This window comes from Halorubrum sp. (genome assembly GCF_046498025.1).
Classification (GTDB): domain Archaea; phylum Halobacteriota; class Halobacteria; order Halobacteriales; family Haloferacaceae; genus Halorubrum.
Genome location: NZ_JAWOBM010000022.1, coordinates 14607 through 34608 on the forward strand (window position 1 = coordinate 14607; position 20002 = coordinate 34608).

The window sequence follows — 20002 nt, forward strand, 5'->3', positions numbered from 1 at the left end:
CGCGAATCGAGGGGGCGGACATCCGCGACGGTGTGAACGTTTCTCGGCGCTGAAACTACATGTCAGAACGGATATGAAACTTTAAATCGGGCCGACGATCACCCGCGAACGAGCCGACCGATGACGCTCCGCAGCGACGCAGACGCAGCGCAGCACCGACCGAAGACACCGCGAGGCGAGCCGTGAGCGACGGCCCGACGCTCCGCATCGTCGACGAAGCGGACGACGACCCCGGCGGCGCGGTGCCCGCTCCGGTCCCGCCCGACGATCCGGAGGCGTGGTACGCCCCCGACGTGCGGGCGCAGTACGAGGCCGCGCCGGGCGTCGTCGCCACGGTCCGCGAGCGCGACGGCGGCCGGTTCGGCTACGACGTCCGCGAGCCGCCGCTGTCGCCCGCCGACGAGGAGGCCTTAGAGCGCGTCCGCGACCACTTCTCCGCGGTCCGACACCGCCGGCCGCTCACGCGCGTCGGGGTCGTCGAGCGGGCCGAGCGGGGGTTCGAGCCGAAGTACGACCGCGCGCTCGACCGGCTGCTGGACGCGAGCGCCGCCGCGCGCCGCCGGATCGACTACCACGCGCTGCGGGACCTCCGACTGCTCGGCGACGTGACGCCGCTCGCCTTGGACGACCGGATCGAGGTGGCCGACGTGGGCGACGAGCGCGAATTGGTCGTCCACACCGAGACGTTCGCGCCGCTGGAAACCGGGATCGACGCCGACGCCGACTACGTCGAGCGGGTCGCCGCCGAGCGGCTCGCGCAGTACGCGGTCGGCTTCGCGGGGCTCTCCGTCGACGTGGTCGTCTACCGCGAGCGGCTGCTGGGCTCGGACGCGTTCGAGACCAAGTACGCCGTCCTCGAGCCCGACCTCCTCCCGGGCGACGAGGCGCTGATCGAGGAGTGCAAAGAGCGGATCTGGGAGACGACGGTGAACGGCGCCGTCGACGACCGCGAGGCGTTCGTCGCCGCCCACGCCCGGCGGTTCCTCTCCCGGCGGCTCACCGCCCGCAACACCCGGGCGTGGCTCGACGCGGCCGTCCACCGGGTCCGGTCCGGGCTGGCCGACCGGGGGCTCGCCGTCCCGCCGGTCGACTCCCGATACGCCCACGACCGCCTCGACGACCTGGCGTACTACGTCCTCCGCGACTTCGTCGGCGAGGGAATCTTGACGGTGCCGATCCGGGACCCGAACCTGGAGGACGTGGAGGCCAACCGGGTGGGCGAGCGCGTGAAGGTCGTCCCGCGCGCGTCCGTGCTGCGAGGGACGGAAGACACCGGCGCCCGCGTCCCGACCAACCTCGCGTTCGAGGACGAGACGACGTTCGTCAACGTCGTCACGGCGCTGGCGGCCCGGGACGGCACCGAGCTCAACGCCTCCACGCCGTCGGCGAAGGTGAACCTCGACATCGACGGCGTCGACGAGACGATCCGCTGTGCGGTGGCGCTGCCCGTCATCTCCGCCGACGGCCCCCACGTCTCGATCCGGAAGCAGAGCGCGGACGCGATGACGCCGGTGGACCTGGTCGACCGCGGGACGCTCTCGACCGAACTCGTCACGCTGCTGTGGCTGTGCTACGAGCACCGCGGCGTCGTCCTCTTCGCGGGCCCGACCGGCGTCGGGAAGACCACGCTTCTGAACGCCCACACCCCGTTCATCCCCTTCGACGACCGCCCGGTGTCGATCGACGAGGGGTCCCGCGAGGTCCGGCTCCCGCACGAGACCGGGGTGTCGCTCACGACCCGCGAGCACGAGGAGTCGTACAAGACGGTGAGCATGTCGGAGCTGATGACCGAGGCGAACTACCTCAATCCCGACGTGGAGGTGATCGCCGAGATCAACACGCCCGCCAGCTTCGAGACGTTCGCGGAGACCCTCAACACGGGCCACGGGGTGATCGGCTCCACGCACGCCGAGGACGTCGAGGCGCTCGTGAACCGCGTGGTCGAGCGGGGGTTGGCCCCGTATCTCCTCCGCGAGATCGACCTCGTCGTCTTCCCGCGACAGGTCGGCGGCGAGCGGTACGTCTCGCGGGCGGTCGAGCTGCTCTCCGCCGAGGAGTACGAGGCGCTCGACCCGGAGTCGAAGCGGAGTCCGGCGGGGAGCCCCGAGCGCGGCGGGGCCGGCGTCGTCGACAAGGGCGGGGAGACGGTGTACTACAACACGGTCGCGTGGCGCGACGCCGACGGCGAGTTCCGGTTCCCGGGCGCTCCCGAGGCCGACGCGGCGACCGTCCCGTGCGAGGGGCCGCGTCTCCACGCCTTCGCCCGGATCGCCGACGCCACCGACCGCGAGGTCGACGCCGTGCGGTCGGAGTTCGTCGCCAAGCGTCGATACGTCGAGTACCTCGTTCGGGAGGGGATCGACGACGTCGACGCGCTGTTCGAGTTCCTCGCAGACCTCCGGACCGACGAGGCCGCGACCGTCGAGCGCGCGGCGCGGACCATGGACCGGGCGGGCGGCGGGCGTGATCGGGACGACGAGCGGGACGAGGACGGCAGACGCGACCGAACCGCCGAGAGCGACGCGGCTGACGGGCGGGGGCGGCCGTGAGGGAGGAGCCGACGACCGACCACGAGGGCGGGGGCGGCGGGTCGGGGCGCGCCGTCGGCGCCGCCGAGGCCGACGGGTTCCTCCGGGGCGGCCGAACGGCGGTGGTCGACCGGGCCCTGTACGCGCTGTTCGCGCGGCACGCGAGCGACCGACGGCACGACGCCGACCGGAAGCGCTACCGCGGGACGGCGCTGGACTCGGGGTTCGAGACGTACCTGTCGCGGGTGTACGGGCTCTCGTGGCTCGTCGCGCTCGCGGTCGCCGGGCCGACCCTCCTCGTCGCGACCGGTGCGATGCCCGACCTACTCGCGACCGTCGAGGGGCGAGTCGGGGACGCCGCGCCGGTCTCGGCGCCCTCGTCCGGGGCGGCCGCCGTCGCGCTCGCCGCGCTCGCCGGACTCCTCGCGAAGCGGGCGACGGTGCGGCTCGGCGGGCTCCACCTGCGGTGGCTCACGGCGACGCGCCGGACCGACATCGAGCGGACCCTCCCGGCGGCCGTCCGGTACCTCGAACTGCTCGCCTCCGGAAGCGACGGACCGCGCGAGATGGTCGAGAAGACCGCCGCCAGCGACGCGTACGGGGGGACGGCGACCTCGCTTCGGAAGGCGCTCAACGCGGCGCGGCTCGCCGGGAGCCTCGACGAGGGGCTGCGGCGGGTCGCCCGCGACACGCCCTCGCGGGAGCTGCTCGCGCCGTTCCTGCTGAAGTTCCGCAAGCACGCGGCGACCGGGGACGCGGCGCTCGCCGAGTACCTCCGGACGGAGAGCCGGATGCTCGCGCACCGACAGGACCGGGCCCGCAAGCGCGCCCGACGGTTCCTGGAGCTGCTCACGGAGCTGTTCGTCGTCGTGCTGGTGTTGCCGGCGCTGCTCGTCATCGCGGCGACCGCGCTGATCGTCGTCGTCCCCGAGCTGCTCCCGCCGGTGGACACGCCGGTCGGAGTGGTGCCGACGCGGGCGGTCGTGCTCTACGGAGCCGTCTGCTTCCTCGTCGCCATCGGGCTCGCGGGCGCCGTCGCCGTCGGGACGCTCCGCCCGCCGAACCAGCGCGCGAGCTACGACCTGCCGGGGTCGCCTCGCGGGGTTCTCGCCTCCGCGGGGTGCAATCCGGCGAGCGCCGCGGTCGCCTGCGCGCCGCCGACCGCCCTGCTCGCGATCGGCCTCGCGCTCGCGGAGTACACGCTCGTCAACGTCGCGCTGCTCTCGTACGCGGCGTTCGCGATTCCCGTGGGGAGCGTCGCGGTCAGGCGCACCCGGATCGACGACGCGAAGGACCGCGAGCTGGCCGACTTCGTCCACGCCGTCTCCGGTCACGTCGCCCACGGCCGCCCGCTCTCGGACGCGGTCGCGACCGTGGCGCGCGACGTCGACCTCGGCGTGCTCGACGACGACGTGGCCGACCTGGCGTTCGCGCTCCGGTCGACGACGGCGACGGGAGGGACGCCGGCGGACGGCGACAGCGCCGTCGACGTCCGCGCGGCCGCCATCGACCGGTTCGTCGAGCGCGTGGGAACGCCGCTGGCCGAGGGGACGCTCGGGCTCGTCACCGGCGCGCTGAACGCCGGCAGCGACGCCGACGCCGTCTTCGAGACGCTCCGGATCGAGGTGGGACAGCTGTACAGCGAGCAGCGCGCGCTCCGCTCGTCGATGCACCCGTACGTCGCGGTCGGCTGGGCGGCGGCCGCGCTGGTCGCCGGCGTCGTCGCCGTCGTCAACACGCAGGTGATCGACGCCGCGCGGCTCGCCGCGCTCGCCGGCGCCACGGACCTCGTGACGGAGCCGGAGACGGTCCACCCGGAGCTCGAGCGCTTCCGCCTGTACGTGGTCACGCAGGCGACGATGCTCGCGTCGGGGTGGTTCGCCGGCACCGCCTCCCGCGGGCGCTACGAGGCCCTGCTCCACTCCGGGCTGCTCGTGGGACTCTGCTACGTCGTCTTCACGGTCGGCGGGCTGTTGTAGGCGGAGGAGGCGCCGAACGAGACTTCCGTCAGGAGCCGCAGAGCCGAGTATGGACGCACGCGAGCAGATCGAGGCCTACTACGACGCGCTCCGGGGCGGCGAGCCGCTCGGCCCGTACTTCGCCGCGGCCGACGACGGCGACGACGAGCCCGTGAAGTTCGGGATCTCCGAGCGGCTGGTCGGCGCGGACGCGATCCGGGCCGGGCTCCGGCGGCAGACCGAAACGACGACCGACTGGGCGGTGACGAGCCGCGCGCTGCACGTCGCCGAGCGGGACCGCCACGCGTGGTTCAGCGACGACGTGTCGATGGCCTGGACCGACGCGGCGACGGGCGACCGACGCGCGTTCGAGACGCGCTGGAGCGGCACGCTCGAACGGCGGGCCGGCGAGTGGCGCTTCGTCGGGATGCATGTGAGCACGGCCGACGAGCTGTGACCGGCCCGCCGAGGCGACCCCTCGCCCGGCCCCCGATCCCGATCGATTAAAGTCGACTTGTGCTAACCAACCGCTAGTGGGCATCATCGAGAGGGCGGCCGTCGGACGGGTTCGACCGACGCGGTCGGCGGGAGGTGCCGCGTGAGCGACCCGGTCCTCGCGGTCGTCGCCGGCGCGACCGAGACGGCCGGTATCGACGGCATCAGTGCCGCGGGCGCCGATCCGACGCTCCGACGACACACGCCGAGCGCGGACCTGGAGATCGTCGCCGACGGCCGGCCCGCACCGGGATCGCCGGTGCCGGTCAGCCCGTCCGGCTGTCCGACGCCCGCGGTCGTCACCCGGGCGGTCCGAGCGCTCGTCGACGTCGAATTCGTCGGGGTCGACGCGGGACTGGCGGTGCCGACGTCGCCCGCGTCGGCGTCGGTCCTCGACGCGGACGCGACCCCCGGCGGCGACGTCCGAACGCGCGAGCCGGTGCCGGACGCGGCGGCCGTCTTCGAGCGCGGACGCGGGCTGGCGGGGACGATAGCGGGCGCGGGGGGCGCCGACGGTGACGCCGCCGCCGAGGGAAACGCCCCCCACGAACTCCTCGTCGGCGAGACGGTCCCCGGCGGGACGACGACCGCGCTCGGCGTCCTGACCGCGCTCGGCGAGCGGCCGGTCGTCTCCTCGTCGCTGGCGGCGAACCCGCTGGCGAGAAAGCGGGCGGTCGTCGAGGAGGGGCTGGCCGCGAGCGGGCTCTCTCCCGGCGACGCCGCGGGCGACCCCGTCGAGGCGGTCCGACTGATGGGCGACCCCGTGCTCGCGGCGGCCGCCGGACTCGTCGTCGGCGCCGTCGAGCGCGGGGTCGACGTGACCCTCGCGGGCGGCACCCAGCTGGCGACGGTCGCCGCGCTGGCGCGGCACGCGGGCGTCGACCGGCGGCTCCCGCTGGCGACGACCGCGTTCGTCGCCGACGACCCGACCGCGGACGTGGCCGGGCTCGCGGACGATCTCGACCTGACGCTGACCGCGACCGACCCCGGGTTCGACGCGAGCGACCGCCCGGCGATGCGGGCGTACGCCCGCGGCGAGGCGAAGGAGGGCGTCGGAATGGGCGGCGCGCTGGCGCTCGCCGACCGCGCCGGCGTCGCCGACGCCGACCTGCGCGAGCGTGTCGGCGCGATCACGGACCGACTGCTCGCCGGGCGCGGTCCCGAACCGACCGCGGGTGATGCGCCGTGAGGGGGGTCGTCCTCGGCGGCGTCAGCTCCGGCGTCGGGAAGACCGTCGCGACGCTGGCGGCGATCCGGGCGCTGGAAGGCGCGGGCCGCGCGGTCCAGCCGGCGAAGGCGGGGCCGGACTTCATCGACCCGAGCCACCACGAGCGCGTCGCGGGGCGCCCCTCCCGCACGCTCGACCTCTGGCTCCAGGGCGCGGACGGGCTGCGCCGGAACTACGCCCGCGGCGCGGGCGACGTCTGCGTCGTCGAGGGCGTGATGGGGCTGTACGACGGCGACGGGTCGAGCACGGCCGCGGTCGCCGAGGCGCTCGACCTCCCGGTCGCGCTCGTCGTCGACGCGAGCGCGGGGATGGAGAGCGTCGCGGCGACCGCGCTCGGCTTTCGGGCGTACGCCGAGCGCGCGGGGCGCGATATCGACGTCGCCGGGGTGATCGCCCAGCGCGCGCACGGCGGCCGCCACGAGGACGGGATCCGCGAGGCGCTCCCGGAGGAGCTGACATACCTCGGTCGGATCCCGCCGAACGACGACCTCGAGGTCCCCGAGCGCCACCTCGGACTGCACATGGGTGCGGAGTCGCCCGTGCCCGAGGACGCGCTGGACACCGCCGCCGAAACGCTTCGGACGGAGCGGCTGCTCGACCTCGCGCGGGAGCCGGCGGCGGAGGCAGACGTATCGAGCGACGCGGCTAGCGCCGCCGGCGACCGCCCGCGCGTCGCGGTCGCCCGCGACGAGGCGTTCCGGTTCGCGTACCCGGCGACGATGGAGCGCCTGCGCGAGCGGGCGACCGTCGAGCCGTTCGCGCCGACCGCGGGCGACCCGCTCCCGCCCTGCGACGGCGTCTACCTCCCCGGCGGCTACCCGGAGCTGCACGCCGCGGCGCTCGCGGAGGGCCCGGCGCTCGCCGACGTCGCCGAGGCGGCGGCGGCGGGCGTTCCCGTGCTCGGCGAGTGCGGCGGGCTGATGGCGCTCGCGGAGTCGCTGACGACCGTCGAGGGCGAGACGCACGCGATGGCGGGCGTCCTCCCGGCCGACGTGCGGATGCGCGACCGGTACCAGGCGCTCGACCACGTCGAGCTGCGGGCGCGGCGGGACGCCCCGACGGCCGCGGCGGGGGAGACCCTGCGGGGCCACGAGTTCCACTACTCCGCGGCCGACGTCGCGGGCGACGCCCGGTTCGCCTTCGACGTGGAGCGCGGGACCGGGATCGACGGCGACCGCGACGGGCTGACCGAACACCGGACGCTCGGAACGTACTGTCACGTCCACCCCGAGAGCGGGGCGTTCGACGCGTTCCTCGACGGGCTGTGACCGTGACCGCTCTTCTCTCCGCCCCGGTGCTCGCCCCCCCCGCCGCGCTGGCGATCGCGGTCGCGCTCGACCTCGCCGTCGCGGAGCCGCCGGGGCGGGTCCACCCCGTCGCGCTGTTCGGCTCGGTCGTCGAGCGGGTCGATCGATCGTGGGCGCGCCCGCGGATCGCCGGCGTCGCGGCCGCGACCGGGCTCCCGCTCGTCGCCGCGGCGGTCGCCGGCGGGACCGTGGCGGTCGCGGCGGGCGTCGGGCCGCGGGCGGGCGTCTGGCCGCGGGCGGGCGCGGACCCGGGACTCCTCGCCGTCCTCGTCGCCGGCGCGCTCCTCTTCTCGTTCGTCAGCCTCCGGATGCTGCGCGAGGTCACCGCGGAGGTCGTCGCGCTGAGCGAGGCGGACCCGGAGGCGGCCCGCGAGTCGGTCCGGGCGCTCGTGGGGCGGGACGCCGCCGACCTCTCGCCGGCGGCCCTCCGGAGCGCGGCCGTCGAGAGCGCGACCGAGAACCTCGCCGACGGCTTCGTCGCCCCGCTGGCGGGGTTCGCGGCCGGGGCGACGGTCGGGCTGGCGATCGCCCCGGCGTCCGCCCTCCCGCTCGCCGCGGGGATCGCCGGCGCGGCGTGGGTGAAGGCCGTAAACACGCTCGACTCGATGCTCGGCTACCGGACGAAGCCGGTCGGCTGGGCGAGCGCCCGCCTCGACGACGCGGTCATGTACCTCCCTGCCCGCGCGACCGCGGCGTGTCTCGCGCTCGCGGCCGGGTCGGTCGGGACGCTGTCGCGGGCCCGGACGTGGGCGCGGGAGCCGACGTCGCCGAACTCCGGGTGGCCGATGGCGACCGCGGCGGCCGCGCTCGACGTGCGGCTGGCGAAGCCGGGACACTACGCGCTCAACGCGGCCGCCGCGTCCCCGACCGTCGCCGACGCGGAGCGCGCGGTCCGGCTCGTCGGCGTCGCCGGCGGCGTCGCCGTCGCGGGGACGGCGGGGTGGCTGCTCGCGGTCGGGTGGCTGCTGTCGGGCGGCTTGTCCCCGTCGCTCGCGGGGGTGATCGGATGACCGCGGCCGCGCTCCGGGGCGCGCTCGGCTTCCTCACCCGGGTCCCGGTCGGCCGGAGCGAGGCGGCGTGGGAGGCGTTCGGGCGGGCGCCGTGGACGTTCCCGGTCGTCGGCTACCTCGTCGGCGGGCTCGTCGCGCTCCCCCTGCTCGCGCCCGTCCCGGCTCCGACCGTCGCGCTGGCGTTCCCGCTCGCCGTGTACGCCGTGACCGGGATCACCCACCTCGACGGGGTGGCCGACCTCGGCGACGCGGCGGTCGTCCACGGGACGCCGGACGACCGCCGAGAGGTCCTGAAGGACTCCGCGCTCGGCGTCGGCGGGACGGTCGCGCTCGTCGCCGTCGTCCTCGGGCTGGCGACCGCCGCCCTCGGACTCATCGAGGCCGCGACCGCGCGGAACGAGCTCCTCACGGCGACCGGGATCGTCGTCGCCGCCGAGGTCGGCGCGAAGGCCGCGACCGCGACGCTCGTCTGCGTCGGCGACGCGGCCCACGAGGGGCTCGGCTCCGCGCTGACCGAGGGGACGGCGCCCCGCGACGCGCTCGCGGCTCTGGCGCTCGCGGCGCCGGCGGCGCTGCTCGCGTGGCCGCGGGTCCTGCCGGGGGTCGCCGCGCTCCTCGCCGCGCTGGCGACGGCGGGGCTGCTCCGACGGTGGGCCCGTCGACGGCTCGGCGGCGTCTCCGGCGACGTGCTCGGCGCGACGAACGAGCTCGCGCGGGTCGCCGCGCTGCACGCGGGGGTGATCGCGTGGACGCGCTTGTGATGTGCGGCGGCCGGGGGACGCGACTCGGTGACGGAACGGAAAAGCCGTTGATCCCGATCGGAGGGCGACCGATGGTCGACCGCGCGCTCGACGCGCTCGCCGAGAGCCGCGTCGAGACGACGCACGCGGTCGTCTCGCCGCACGCGCCGGCGACGCGGGAGCACCTCCTCGAGCGACGGCAGGGTGGAGAGCGGCCGGGGCTCCGCGTGATCGACGCCCCGGGCGACGGCTACGTCGCGGACCTGCAGTACGCGATGGAGCGGGTCGGGGCGGAGAGCGCCGACGCGGCCCCGCCGCCCCTCCTGACCGTCGCCGCCGACCTCCCGCTCGTGGACGCCGCGGCCGTGAACGGCGTGATCGACGCCGCTCGGGCCGCCGGCGACGACGACGCGTCGTCGTCGCTCACCGTCTGCGTCCCCGCGGCGCGCAAGCGCGAGCTCGGCGTCAGCGCCGACGCGACGAGCGAGATCGACGGGCGCGAGGTCGTCCCCGCCGGAATCAACGTCGTCGGGGGGCGGAGTGAGACCGAACGCGGCGACGCAGAAGAGAGCGACGACGGCGACGCCGCCGTTCACCTCACCGAGGACGTCCGGCTCGCCGTCAACGTCAACTACCCGTCGGACGTGCGGGCGGCGGAGCGACTGCTCGCCGACCGGGAGGCCGACGCGGACGACGACTGAAGACACCCATGAACCTCGACGACGCCATCGACCTCGACCGCGCGCCCCACGGAAGCAGCGACGACCCCGACCTGTTGGACTTCTCGGCGAACACCAACCCCGAGGTCCCCGAGGGCGTCGAGGGACTCTACCGCGAGACGTTCGCCGACGCGCGGAGCTATCCCCCGGAGCCGCCGACGGCGTTCCGGGCGGCCGCGGCCGAGTACGTCGGCTGCGCCCCCGAGGACGTGATCCCGGCACCCGGCGGGCTCGCCGCGATCCGGGCGGCGGTCGCGCTCGCGGTCGACCCGGGCGAGACCGCGCTCGTTCCGGCACCGAGCTTCGGCGAGTACGCCCGCGAGGTGCGGCTGCAGGGGGGCGAGCCCGCGTTCGTTCCGGCGGGCGAGGTCCCCGACGCCGACCCGAGCGGCCACGCGCTCGCGGTCGTCTGCAATCCGAACAACCCGACCGGGGCCGCGTCCGACCGCGAAACGCTGGATCGCTTCGCGGCGCGGTGTCGCGAGGCCGGAACGCCCCTGCTCGTCGACGAGGCGTTCCTCGGGTTCACCGACCGCCCGTCGCTCGCGGGGACCGACGGGGTCGTCGTCGCCCGTTCGCTCACGAAGCTGTTCGGCCTGCCCGGGATCCGGGCGGGGTTCGCGGTCGCGACGGGCGCGTTCGGCGCCGCGCTCTCGAACGTCCGACGGCCGTGGAACCTGAGCGCCCCGGCCCTCGCGACCGGCGCGCACTGCATGCGGCGGGAGGAGTTTATAAATGAGACCCGCGAGCGCGTCCGTTCGGAGCGGTCCCGAATGCGCGAGGCCCTCGGCGAGCGCTACGGCGTCTCCCCCTCCGACGCGCCGTTCCTGCTGCTCGACGTCGGGCCGGACGGCCGGTCGGTCGAGGCGGTCGTCCGGGACGCCCGCGAGCGCGGCGTGGCGGTCAGGGACGCGACCACCTTCCGCGGGCTCGACTCGCACGTCCGCGTCGCGGTGCGCCGGCCCGCCGAGAACGACCGGCTGCTCTCGGCGCTCGGCGTGGGAGAGGGGAGGACGGACGACGGCGCGACAACGACCGCGGAGGGCGACGATGTTTGAGGCGACCGTGCGCGACGGCGTCCTCCGCCTGCGGCGCCCGGGGACGCGCTGGCTCTCGACCGGGTGGAGCGGCGGTCGCTCGCGCGGGCCCGCCGCCTACAACGTCGCCGTCCCGGAGGGGTTCGAGCGCACCGACCTCGGCGCGTACCGCGACGAGCGGCTGGCGCGGGCGGGGTTTAAAAGCGAGAGCGACGCGGGACGCGGCGGCGACCCGCCGACCCTGTTCACCGGCGTCTCGATGGAGCACGCGCGGGGCGCCCGCCGCGGACCCGTCGTCGCGTACGCGACCGTCGGGCTCTCGAACCCGGCGATGCTCCCGATGGACCCGGCGGCGGACGGCGCGGGCGACGCGGACGGCGCGGGCGACGCGGCCGAGACGGGGCGCGACGATCAGGCGACGGACGCGGAACCGCCCCGGCGACCCGGCACGGTCAACCTGATCGTCGGGACGACCCGGCGGCTCGCGGACGGCGCCGCGGCGAACCTCGTCGCCGTCGCGGCCGAGGCGAAGGCGGCGACGCTGCTCGCGACCGCGGGCGTGCCGGGGACGACCAGCGACGCGGTCGTGGTCGCCGACGACCCGGACGGAAAGCCGGCGGCGTTCTCGGGCAGCGCCACGCCGGTCGGCGCGGCGGCCCGCGTCTGCGTCCGGGACGCGGTCCGCGCGAGCCTGCGGTCGCGGTACCCGGACGGCGACCTGCCCGGCCCGGCCGGCGACGCCGAACACGGCGTCGTCGCCGACGAGCGGGCGGAGGTATTTAAATTATGACACACGACGACACCGACGAGACGGCTGACGGCGAATCGACCGACGAGATCCCCGCGACCCGGACGCCCGGCGGCGGCGCGACCCCCGAGCCGGAGCCGATCGAGCCGGCCGCGCCCGAGGAGTTCGGGCTCGTGCAGGCCTGGTGGGGCGACGGGAAGGGCAAGACCACGGCGGCGATGGGAATGGGATTCCGGGCCGCGGGGCACGGCTACCGCGTCCACATGCTCCAGTTCATGAAGGGAGGCGCCGACAGCGTCGAGGGCGTCAGGGGCGAGTACAACGCGATCGCCGCGATGCCGGGGTTCACCTACGAGAACGCCGGTCACTACGGCTGGCACGGGCTGCTCGACGGGTCAGCGGACGACGAGCACGAGGCGAAGGCGTCGGCCGCCTTCGAGCGCGCCGAGGCGCTCGTCGCGGGCGCCGCCGACGCCGACCTCTCCGCCCCGCTCCCGCTCGACGGCGACCCCGACGACGGCGTCCACATGCTGATCTTAGACGAGCTGCTGTACGCGGCCGACCGCGGGCTCGTCGACCCCGACGACGTCGTCGCGCTCGCCGAGTCGAAGCCCGACGGGCTCGAACTCGTCCTCACCGGGAGCCACGCGGAGCCGGCGTATCTGGAGGGGGTCGCGGACCTGATCACGAACGTCCGGAAGGTCGCCCACCCGTTCGACGCGGGCCACCGCGCCCGGCGGGGGACGGAGTACTGAGACCGATGGCCCGGCCGCGACGCGCGCCCCGTCGGAGGCGCCCGTGACCGACCCCGAACTCGACGCCGATACGGTTCTGATCGCCGGCACGGCGAGCCACGCCGGCAAGAGCACGCTGGCGGCCGGGCTCTGCCGACACCTCGCCCGGAACGGGGTCGCGGTCGCCCCGTTCAAGGCCCAGAACATGAGCAACAACGCCCGGGTCGCGCTCGCTCCGGACGGCGAGTGGGGCGAGGTCGGCGTCTCCCAGTTCGTGCAGGCGCGGGCGGCCGAGCTCCCGGCGACGACCGACGTGAACCCCGTGCTGCTCAAGCCCCGCGGCGACGGCGAGAGCCAGCTGATCGTCGACGGCGAGGCCGTCGGTCACTACGCGGCCGGCGAGTACTACGAGTCGCACTGGGAGACCGCCCGCGAGGCCGCCGTCGCGGCGCACCGCCGGCTCGCCGCCGACCACGACGTGATCGTCGCCGAGGGCGCGGGCAGCATCGCCGAGATCAACCTCCACGACCGGGACCTCGCGAACGTCGAGTGCGCCCGGTTCGCCGACGCGCGGGTCCTGATCGCGGTCGACATCGAGCGCGGCGGCGCCTTCGCGAGCCTCTACGGGACGCTCGAACTCCTCCCCGACGACGTCCGCGAGCGCGTCGCCGGCGCGGTCGTCACGAAGTTCCGCGGCGACCCCTCCCTCCTGGCGCCCGGCATCGCGGAGATCGAGGACCGAACGGGCGTCCCGATCGTCGGCGTCGTCCCGCACGACGACCCCGGCCTCCCCGCAGAGGACAGCCTCTCGCTGCCGGACGCGGACGGGGGTCGGGGCGGAGACGGAGCGAACCCCCTCGGCGCGGACGACGGGGTCGCGGACGCCGACGCGGTCCGGATCGCCGTCCCGCGGCTCCCGCGGATCTCGAACTTCACCGACCTGGAGCCGCTGGCGCGCGAGTCGGGGGTTCGGGTGGCGTACGTCCCGCTCGACGGCTCCGGCGGGGGGACCGACCCCCTCGCCGACGCCGACGCGGTCGTCCTCCCCGGCTCGAAGAACACCGTCGACGACCTGCTCGCGCTCCGCGACGCCGGCTTCGACGACGCGCTCCACGGGTTCGCGGGCCCGATCGTCGGCCTCTGCGGCGGCTACCAGATCCTCGGCGAGCGACTGACGAACGCCGACATGGAGGGGACCGGCGCGCGGACCGAGGTCGAGGGCGTCGGCGTGCTCCCGGTCGAGACGCGCTTCGCGACCGACAAGCGCGTGGAGCGCGTGACGCGGTCGGTCGACGGGGTCGGGCCGCTCGCCGGCGCGGACGGGACCGCGACCGGCTACGAGATTCACATGGGCCGGTCGTCGCCCACGGCGGCGGTCGCCCGGCCGCTGGGCCCGGAGAGCGCGGCGACCGACCGGGCGCTCGGGACGTACCTCCACGGCCTCTTCGAGAACGAGGGCGTCCGCGAGGCGTTCGTGGAACGGGTGTTCGCGGCGGCGGGGAAGCCGCGACCGGTGACCGGGGCTGGCGGGGGCGAGGGCGGAGGAGGCGCGACCGCGGGGGCGGGCGAGCGCTCCCCCTACGACCGCGCCGCCGACCTCGTCGCCGACAACGTCGACCTCGCGGCGCTCGGGTTCGGCGGCCTCGGCTGACCGACCTCGCGCGAAGTCCGCTTATAAATCCTCGCCGCGGGCGACCGGTCACTCGCCGGCCAGCGTCTCCTCCAACAGCTTCCGCTGTGCCGCCGCGAGGTGCTCGGCGAACGTCGAGGGGGCGATGTCGAGCGCCTCGGCGACCGCCCTCGCGTTGGCGTCGCGGGGGCGCTCGAAGTACCCCATGTCGTAGGCGGTGCGCAGTACCTCGCACTGGCGGTCGGTGAGTCTGCCGCGGTCGACGAGGGTCCGGTCCGGCACCCCGTCGCCGTCGGCCGCCCCGTGGACGAGGTAGCGGACCTCGACCCGGTCGGCGATGCCGTCGAGCGCCGAGACGATGTCGCGGAGGCGTTCGAGGTCGGGGAGGTGGAGCGTGAGGAGCAGGACGCCGTCCTCGGCGCGCGCGTCGGCGATCGGACAGTCGAGCTCCTCGATGACCCGACAGGCGCACTCCCCGTCGCGCGGGCGGTCGTACCGGTACACGCGCTCGTCGCCGAGGTCGACGACCGACGCGGCGGCGGGGACGTCCGCCGCGCGGTCGACCGCCTCCGGGTCGCGGGCGCGGAACTCCTCGGTGTGCGTGTCGCCCGCGTGCGTCCAGTTGACGCCCGTGATCGGGCCGTCGTGGGCGGTCGAGGCCGCGACGACCGGGCAGTTCCGCGCGCCGTGGACAGCGACGCCGGCGCGGACGCCCTCGGGAGCCTCTCCCGCGCGCTCGTCAGTCGGTTCGCGTCCGGTTCCCATCGGATCGAGGGTGGGGCGACGGACACAAAGGCCTGATCCCAGACGAGGCGGGTCGCCCGGGGTGACCCCGAGAACACCCGCACTACTGTGGGTCGGTCGGTATCGGTTCGCGGCCCGGAGCCGCGGTCGTGCACCGAGCGACCCACGCCGTCGGAGCGGTCTCCCTGGGGGGTGCCGGAGCGGGAATGAGCGTCGCGGCGGCCGCCGGCCTGGCGGACGGGACGGGGGCCGACACCGCGCTCTTGATCGGCGTCCTCGCCGTCGCGATCACCGCGACGGGCCTCGGGTACGCCGCCGCGAGGGAGGTCAGGTGGGCGTTGCGGACCGACGAGTTCCGCGTCACGCGAACCGATCTCGGCAACGCGGCCGCCGTGGCCGTCGCGGCGCCGGTCACCTACGCGCTCTCCGTTCGCGTCGGCGTCGGGCCGGTCGTGGCGTCCGCGCTCGTCGGGCTCTGCGCGTACCTCCTGACCGAGACGTACGGCGCCCCGGCGTACTGCGGCTCGTTCGTGGGAATGGCGACCCCGGCGGCCGCCGCCGACCTCGGGTCGGTGGCCGCGGCGGGGGGCGTCGCCGCCGCCGTCTTCGTGGCCGCCAAGCGCGCGTTCAACGGGTTCGGCGGGAAGCTCGGGACGACCGCGTTCGTCGGGTGCCTGACGGTGGCGGCGCTCGGCGGGCTCGCCCCCGGAACGGGGTCGGTTCCGGAGCCGACCCTCGCGGGGGGGCTGGTCGTCGCGGCGACGGTCGCCGCGCTCGCCACGTTCGCCGTGAGCGTCCGGCTCGACCACGGGCCGGTCGTCGGCTCCGCGGTCGTCGGGCTCGTCGCCGGGACCGTCTGTCCGCCGCTGTTCGCCGCCGGCGACGCGGTCGCGGCCGTCGCCTTCTGCGCCTCGTTCGCCGGGATGGCGACGCCGGAACGGATCCCCGGTCCCGGCGCGATGCTGCTCGCCGGCGGGCTCACGGGCGTCGCGTTCGTCGGGGCCGCTCCGTACGTCGTCGGGTTCGGCGGGAAGCTCGGGACGATCGCGTTCGCCGCCTGCCTCGTCACCGCCGGCCTCCTGTCGCTCGGTCGCGTCGTCGCCCCGGTCGCCGGCGACGTCGTGACGGGCTGACCGGCGGCGCGGCCGCGGGGGAATCGGCGGCCGCACTCGTGTTCCGCCGCGGAGCGCGAGGTGAATATTTAAAACACCACGCTACTCCGGTGGCACCGGGAGGGCCGTGGAGCCCCTCTGTCGACGCGATGACGGACCCGACCGAGCGGAGCTTCGAGTCGAACCAAAGCGTCTGTCCGTTCTGCGGCGTCGGCTGTACCATCGAGTACGCCGGCGGCGGGAGCGCGACCGGCGTCGAGGGACCGGTGAACGCGCGCGGAGAGATCTGTCCGAAGGGCGCGGCCGCGTTCGACGTGGTCGACCACGAGGACCGCCTGACCGAGCCGCTCGTCAGGCACAGCGGTCGCTTCGTCACGGCGCCGTGGGAGGAGGCGCTCGACCGCGTCGCCGACGGGATCGGGCGGGTGATCGACGAACACGGCCCGGACGCCGTGCAGTTCTTCGCCTCCTCGAACTGCACGAACGAGGAGAACTACGTCCTGCAGAAGCTCGCGCGGGTCCTCGGGACGAACAACGTGGACAACTGCGCGCGCCTCTGTCACGCCTCGACCGTCGCCGCGATGAGCGACCGGCTCGGCGCCGGCGCGATGACGAACACCCTCGACGACCTGCGGGGGGCGGACTGCATCTTCGTCAACGGCGCGAACCCGGCGGAACAGCACCCCGTCGCGTTCCGGTCGTACCTTCTCCCGGCGATCCGCGACGGCGCGACGCTGGTTCACGTCGACCCCCGCGCGAACGACACGACCGAGGCGGCCGATGTGCACCTCCCGCTGCGCCCCGGCACCGACATCGAAGTGGCGAACGCGATCGCCGCGGTCCTCGTCGAGGAGGACCTCGTCGACGAGGCGTTCCTCGCCGAACGGACGACCGGGTTCGACCGGCTGCGCGAGCACCTGTCCGACGTCGACGTCGCGGCGAACGCCCGGGCAGCCGGCGTCGAGCCGGCGGCCCTCCGCGAGGCGGCCCGGGCGTACGGCGAGGCGGACCGCGCCGCGATTGTGACGGGGATGGGGACGAGCCAGCACCGCTGCGGCACCGACAACGTCCACACCCTGCTCAACCTCGCGCTGCTGACCGGCAACGTCGGGCGACCCGGCACCGGCGTGAACCCCCTCCGGGGCCAGAACAACGTGCAGGGCGCCAGCGACGTCGGCGGACTCCCGGGCGTGCTCCCCGGCTACGAGTCCGTGACGGACCCGGACGCCCGCGAGCGCGTCGCCGCGGAGTGGGGGGTCGAGCCGCCGGCCGAGCCCGGGCTCACCGAGGTCGAGGCGACCCACCGATTCGGTGACGAGGTGCGGGCGGCGGTCGTCTTCGGCGAGAACCCGGCGGTCACCGAGCCGAACGCGTCCGCGGTCGCGTCGGCGTTCGAGGAGCTCGACTTCTGCGTCGTCGTCGACCTGTTCGAGACGGCGACCGCGGCCCACGCGGACGTGGTGCTCCCGGGGAGTGCGTGGGCCGAGAAGGCCGGCACCGTGACGAACACCGACCGCCGCGTGATGCGGATGCGGCCCAACGCCGACCTCCCCGGGAACGCCAGGCGCGACTTCGAGATACTGTGTGCGCTCGGGCGTCGACTGACCGACCGGCCCGACGCGTTCGCGTACGACGGACCGGCGAGGGCCTTCGACGAGCTGACGCGGGTCGCCCCCGTCTACGAGGGAATAAGTTACGAGGGGATCGGCGACGGCTACCAGCGCTGGCCCTTCTCGGCCGACGACGACGCCGGGACGGACGTGTTACACGCCGGGACGTTCTCGACCGGCGAGCGCACCGCGCCGCTCGCGGTCGTCGACCCGGTCCCGCCCGCGGACGCCCTCGAGGCGGGCGAGCTGACCCTCACGACCGGGCGCGTGCTCCAGCACTTCAACAGCGGGGCGCTCAGCCGGCGGTCGGACCGGCTCGTGGCGATGCGCGGCGAGGACGCGCTCCAGATCCACCCGGCGGACGCGGCCGACCGCGGGATCGAGGACGGCGACCGGGTGACGGTCTCGAACGAGCGCGGGACCGTCGAGGCGACGGCCGAGGTCACGCCGGCGGTCCGCGAGGGCGTGACGTTCTGTACGTTCCACTACCCGGAACCGCTCGCGAACGCCCTGACGGGCGACGCGCTCGACCCGGACGCGGGGATCCCCGAGTTCAAGCACTCGGCGGTCACCGTCGAGCAGGCCGCCGAAGGCGACGCGGCCGGCGAGCGCGACGCGGCCGGCGCTGACTGAGGGGTCGTCGCGACCGCGCTCACCGGTCTCAACGGCCCCGACTCGACGGCGGCGATCGAGTGGCCACCACCCGCGAACGGCGGGTCGCCGGCCTCAGGGAGCGAAGTAGGCGTCCGGTCCGCAGATACCGCGGAGCTCGCGGAGGGGTCGGGCGCCGCACCGGCCGCAGGCGTCCGGCTCCGCGGGGTCGTCGGGCAGCGCGAACACCGTTCCGCAGGCGTCGCAGGCGACGTAGCGGAGCGCGAGCGACGGGGTAGTACTCATGCGTTCGGTAGGCGACCGGCGTACATGAACCCCGACCCGAACGGTGGCGAGGACGGCCGGTCACGCAACCCCTAAGACGCGAGCGACCCCACGTGTCGTATGAAGATCGCGATACTCGGCGGTACCGGCGACATCGGCGAGGGGCTGGCCCTCCGGCTGGCGGCCGACACGTCTCACCGCGTCTCGATCGGCTCGCGAGAGGCCGAGAAGGCCGAGAACAAGGCCGAGGAGTACACCACGGAGCTGGAGAGCCGCGGCCTCGACGCGACGGTCGAGGGCGACGAGAACGCGGTCGTCGCGGCCGCGGCGAAGGTCGTCGTCCTCGCCGTCCCGCCGTACCACGTCGGCGATACGGTCGAGGCGATCGCGGACGAGCTTGACGACGGCGACGTCCTCGTCTCCCCCGCGACGGGGATGAAACGCGACGACGAGGGGTTCCACTACCACAGGCCGGGCGCGGGCTCGGTGACGCGGATCGCGGCGGACGCCTCGCCGGAGGGCGTCGACGTCGTCGGCGCGTTCCACAACCTCGCGGCGGGCCGGCTCGCGAACCTCGACGCCGACCTCGGGATCGACACGCTCGTGATCGGCGACGACGAGGACGCCAAGCGGACGGTCACGGACGTCGCGGAGGGGATCGAGGGGCTCCGTGCGCTCGACGCCGGCGGAATCGCCAACGCGCCCGAGATCGAGGGACTCACCCCCCTCCTTATCAACGTCGCCAGCAACAACGACGGCCTGCACGACCTCGGCATCGAATTCAGGTAAGCGCTCGCGGCCGCCGTTCCGTTAGGCCTTTGCGCGACCGGCTCCTCCGGGCGATAGATGGAGTACCTGGAGCGCCGGGTCGCGCTCGTCGAGAACCGGCTGGAGGCCGTCATCGACGAAGTCGAGCCCGACGAGCTGTCCGACGAGGTCGGCCACGTCGTGCTCGCCGGCGGCAAGCGAGTCCGTCCGGCGGTGACGATCCTCGCCTGCGAGGCGTTCGACGGCGACCCCGACGACGCCGTCGACTTCGCGGCCGGCATCGAGTTCGTCCACAACGCGTCGCTCGTCATCGACGACATCATCGACCGTTCTGAGGTCCGGCGCGGCACCCCCTCCGCGTGGGCCGAGTTCGGGTACGGCCCCGCGATCATCGCCAGCGACGGCCTGCTGGGCGAGGCGTTCGGGCTGTTCTCGACGGAGCCCCGCGCCATGCGGACCGTCGCCGAGGCGATGGTCGAGCTCGGCGAGGGCGAGGCGACGGAGCTCGCCGACCGCCCGACGACGGAGCCGGAGTACATGGAGCTCGCCCGACGGAAGACCGGCGCGCTGTTCCGGGCCGCCGCCGAGCTCGGCGCGGTCGCCGGCGGCGCCGACCCCCACGCGATCGACTCGTTCGGCGAGTACGCCGAGCGCGTCGGCGTCGCGTTCCAGATGCGCGACGACGTGCTCGACGCGACCGCCGACGCCGACGACCTCGGCAAGCCGACCGGACAGGACGCGGAGATGGACCGGCCCTC

The 20002-nt window shown here is 75.1% G+C and carries 18 protein-coding genes; 16 read left to right on the top strand and 2 right to left on the bottom strand.

The annotated features are described in order from the left end of the window. Nucleotides 1-182: 182 nt before the first annotated feature. From R6U01_RS05785 to R6U01_RS05840, 12 genes are all read left to right on the top strand, one after another. On the top strand, nucleotides 183-2549 hold the full coding sequence (locus tag R6U01_RS05785; RefSeq protein ID WP_410285512.1) for a type II/IV secretion system ATPase subunit: 2367 nt from the start codon (nucleotides 183-185) through the stop codon (nucleotides 2547-2549). Then, the gene (locus tag R6U01_RS05790) at nucleotides 2546-4507 is read left to right on the top strand and encodes a type II secretion system F family protein (RefSeq protein ID WP_410285513.1); all 1962 of its coding nucleotides are present in this window, start codon (nucleotides 2546-2548) and stop codon (nucleotides 4505-4507) included. The genes R6U01_RS05785 and R6U01_RS05790 overlap by 4 nt, the downstream gene beginning before the upstream one ends. Before the next feature lie 49 nt (nucleotides 4508-4556). Further along, nucleotides 4557-4943 carry a nuclear transport factor 2 family protein gene (locus R6U01_RS05795; protein ID WP_410285514.1) on the top strand — a complete coding sequence of 129 codons (387 nt, stop codon included), beginning with the start codon at nucleotides 4557-4559 and terminating at the stop codon, nucleotides 4941-4943. Nucleotides 4944-5084: 141 nt separating this feature from the next. Beyond that, complete coding sequence (locus tag R6U01_RS05800) at nucleotides 5085-6170, top strand: nicotinate-nucleotide--dimethylbenzimidazole phosphoribosyltransferase (RefSeq protein ID WP_410285515.1); 1086 nt, start codon at nucleotides 5085-5087, stop codon at nucleotides 6168-6170. Continuing rightward, nucleotides 6167-7477, top strand: a complete 1311-nt coding sequence (locus R6U01_RS05805; protein ID WP_410285516.1) for a cobyrinic acid a,c-diamide synthase — start codon at nucleotides 6167-6169, stop codon at nucleotides 7475-7477. The genes R6U01_RS05800 and R6U01_RS05805 overlap by 4 nt, the downstream gene beginning before the upstream one ends. Further along, a complete protein-coding gene (locus tag R6U01_RS05810; RefSeq protein ID WP_410285517.1) occupies nucleotides 7474-8526 on the top strand; it encodes a CobD/CbiB family cobalamin biosynthesis protein in 1053 nt (350 codons plus the stop codon). Before R6U01_RS05805 ends, R6U01_RS05810 begins: the two co-directional genes overlap by 4 nt. Then, nucleotides 8523-9287 (top strand): adenosylcobinamide-GDP ribazoletransferase, encoded by a 765-nt coding sequence (gene cobS / locus R6U01_RS05815; RefSeq protein WP_410285518.1) that lies wholly within the window; start codon nucleotides 8523-8525, stop codon nucleotides 9285-9287. Before R6U01_RS05810 ends, cobS begins: the two co-directional genes overlap by 4 nt. Beyond that, nucleotides 9287-9967 carry an NTP transferase domain-containing protein gene (locus R6U01_RS05820; RefSeq protein ID WP_410285529.1) on the top strand — a complete coding sequence of 227 codons (681 nt, stop codon included), beginning with the start codon at nucleotides 9287-9289 and terminating at the stop codon, nucleotides 9965-9967. The genes cobS and R6U01_RS05820 overlap by 1 nt, the downstream gene beginning before the upstream one ends. Before the next feature lie 8 nt (nucleotides 9968-9975). Next, nucleotides 9976-11043 carry an aminotransferase class I/II-fold pyridoxal phosphate-dependent enzyme gene (locus R6U01_RS05825; protein WP_410285519.1) on the top strand — a complete coding sequence of 356 codons (1068 nt, stop codon included), beginning with the start codon at nucleotides 9976-9978 and terminating at the stop codon, nucleotides 11041-11043. Next, entirely contained in the window at nucleotides 11036-11812 is a 777-nt protein-coding gene (locus tag R6U01_RS05830; protein WP_410285520.1) for an adenosylcobinamide amidohydrolase, read from the top strand. Before R6U01_RS05825 ends, R6U01_RS05830 begins: the two co-directional genes overlap by 8 nt. Beyond that, entirely contained in the window at nucleotides 11809-12525 is a 717-nt protein-coding gene (locus R6U01_RS05835) for a cob(I)yrinic acid a,c-diamide adenosyltransferase (RefSeq protein WP_410285521.1), read from the top strand. Before R6U01_RS05830 ends, R6U01_RS05835 begins: the two co-directional genes overlap by 4 nt. 43 nt (nucleotides 12526-12568) lie before the next feature. Next, nucleotides 12569-14155, top strand: coding sequence for a cobyric acid synthase (locus R6U01_RS05840; protein ID WP_410285522.1), 1587 nt, complete (start codon nucleotides 12569-12571; stop codon nucleotides 14153-14155). A 48-nt stretch (nucleotides 14156-14203) separates the two neighbouring features. On the opposite strand, the gene R6U01_RS05845 is transcribed toward R6U01_RS05840, so the two are convergent. Further along, nucleotides 14204-14899, bottom strand: a complete 696-nt coding sequence (locus R6U01_RS05845; protein ID WP_410285523.1) for a helix-turn-helix domain-containing protein — start codon at nucleotides 14897-14899, stop codon at nucleotides 14204-14206. A gap of 185 nt (nucleotides 14900-15084) precedes the next feature. Here R6U01_RS05845 and R6U01_RS05850 point away from each other — a divergent pair, with 185 nt between their 5' ends. Together R6U01_RS05850 and fdhF are read left to right on the top strand one after the other, a co-directional pair. Next, a complete protein-coding gene (locus tag R6U01_RS05850) occupies nucleotides 15085-16011 on the top strand; it encodes a hypothetical protein (RefSeq protein WP_410285524.1) in 927 nt (308 codons plus the stop codon). Between the two features lie 128 nt (nucleotides 16012-16139). After that, nucleotides 16140-18233 carry a formate dehydrogenase subunit alpha gene (fdhF, locus tag R6U01_RS05855; RefSeq protein ID WP_410285525.1) on the top strand — a complete coding sequence of 698 codons (2094 nt, stop codon included), beginning with the start codon at nucleotides 16140-16142 and terminating at the stop codon, nucleotides 18231-18233. Between the two features lie 93 nt (nucleotides 18234-18326). Here fdhF and R6U01_RS05860 read toward each other — a convergent pair whose 3' ends face one another. Continuing rightward, on the bottom strand, nucleotides 18327-18497 hold the full coding sequence (locus tag R6U01_RS05860) for a hypothetical protein (RefSeq protein WP_410285526.1): 171 nt from the start codon (nucleotides 18495-18497) through the stop codon (nucleotides 18327-18329). A 99-nt stretch (nucleotides 18498-18596) separates the two neighbouring features. On the opposite strand from R6U01_RS05860, the gene npdG reads away from it, so the two are divergent. Continuing rightward, nucleotides 18597-19265 (top strand): NADPH-dependent F420 reductase, encoded by a 669-nt coding sequence (gene npdG / locus R6U01_RS05865; protein ID WP_410285527.1) that lies wholly within the window; start codon nucleotides 18597-18599, stop codon nucleotides 19263-19265. A gap of 57 nt (nucleotides 19266-19322) precedes the next feature. Further along, nucleotides 19323-20002: polyprenyl synthetase family protein (locus R6U01_RS05870; protein WP_410285528.1), on the top strand; the 680-nt coding region annotated here is incomplete at its 3' end.

What these genes read in the sequence shown, in the direction of transcription:
- R6U01_RS05845 (WP_410285523.1), bottom strand. Translation starts at nt 14,899, where the DNA reads ATGGGAACCGGACGCGAACCGACTGACGAGCGCGCGGGAGAGGCTCCC.
- R6U01_RS05825 (WP_410285519.1), top strand. Translation starts at nt 9,976, where the DNA reads ATGAACCTCGACGACGCCATCGACCTCGACCGCGCGCCCCACGGAAGC.
- R6U01_RS05835 (WP_410285521.1), top strand. Translation starts at nt 11,809, where the DNA reads ATGACACACGACGACACCGACGAGACGGCTGACGGCGAATCGACCGAC.
- R6U01_RS05850 (WP_410285524.1), top strand. Translation starts at nt 15,085, where the DNA reads ATGAGCGTCGCGGCGGCCGCCGGCCTGGCGGACGGGACGGGGGCCGAC.
- R6U01_RS05820 (WP_410285529.1), top strand. Translation starts at nt 9,287, where the DNA reads ATGTGCGGCGGCCGGGGGACGCGACTCGGTGACGGAACGGAAAAGCCG.
- R6U01_RS05795 (WP_410285514.1), top strand. Translation starts at nt 4,557, where the DNA reads ATGGACGCACGCGAGCAGATCGAGGCCTACTACGACGCGCTCCGGGGC.
- cobS (WP_410285518.1), top strand. Translation starts at nt 8,523, where the DNA reads ATGACCGCGGCCGCGCTCCGGGGCGCGCTCGGCTTCCTCACCCGGGTC.
- R6U01_RS05830 (WP_410285520.1), top strand. Translation starts at nt 11,036, where the DNA reads ATGTTTGAGGCGACCGTGCGCGACGGCGTCCTCCGCCTGCGGCGCCCG.
- npdG (WP_410285527.1), top strand. Translation starts at nt 18,597, where the DNA reads ATGAAGATCGCGATACTCGGCGGTACCGGCGACATCGGCGAGGGGCTG.
- fdhF (WP_410285525.1), top strand. Translation starts at nt 16,140, where the DNA reads ATGACGGACCCGACCGAGCGGAGCTTCGAGTCGAACCAAAGCGTCTGT.
- R6U01_RS05860 (WP_410285526.1), bottom strand. Translation starts at nt 18,497, where the DNA reads ATGAGTACTACCCCGTCGCTCGCGCTCCGCTACGTCGCCTGCGACGCC.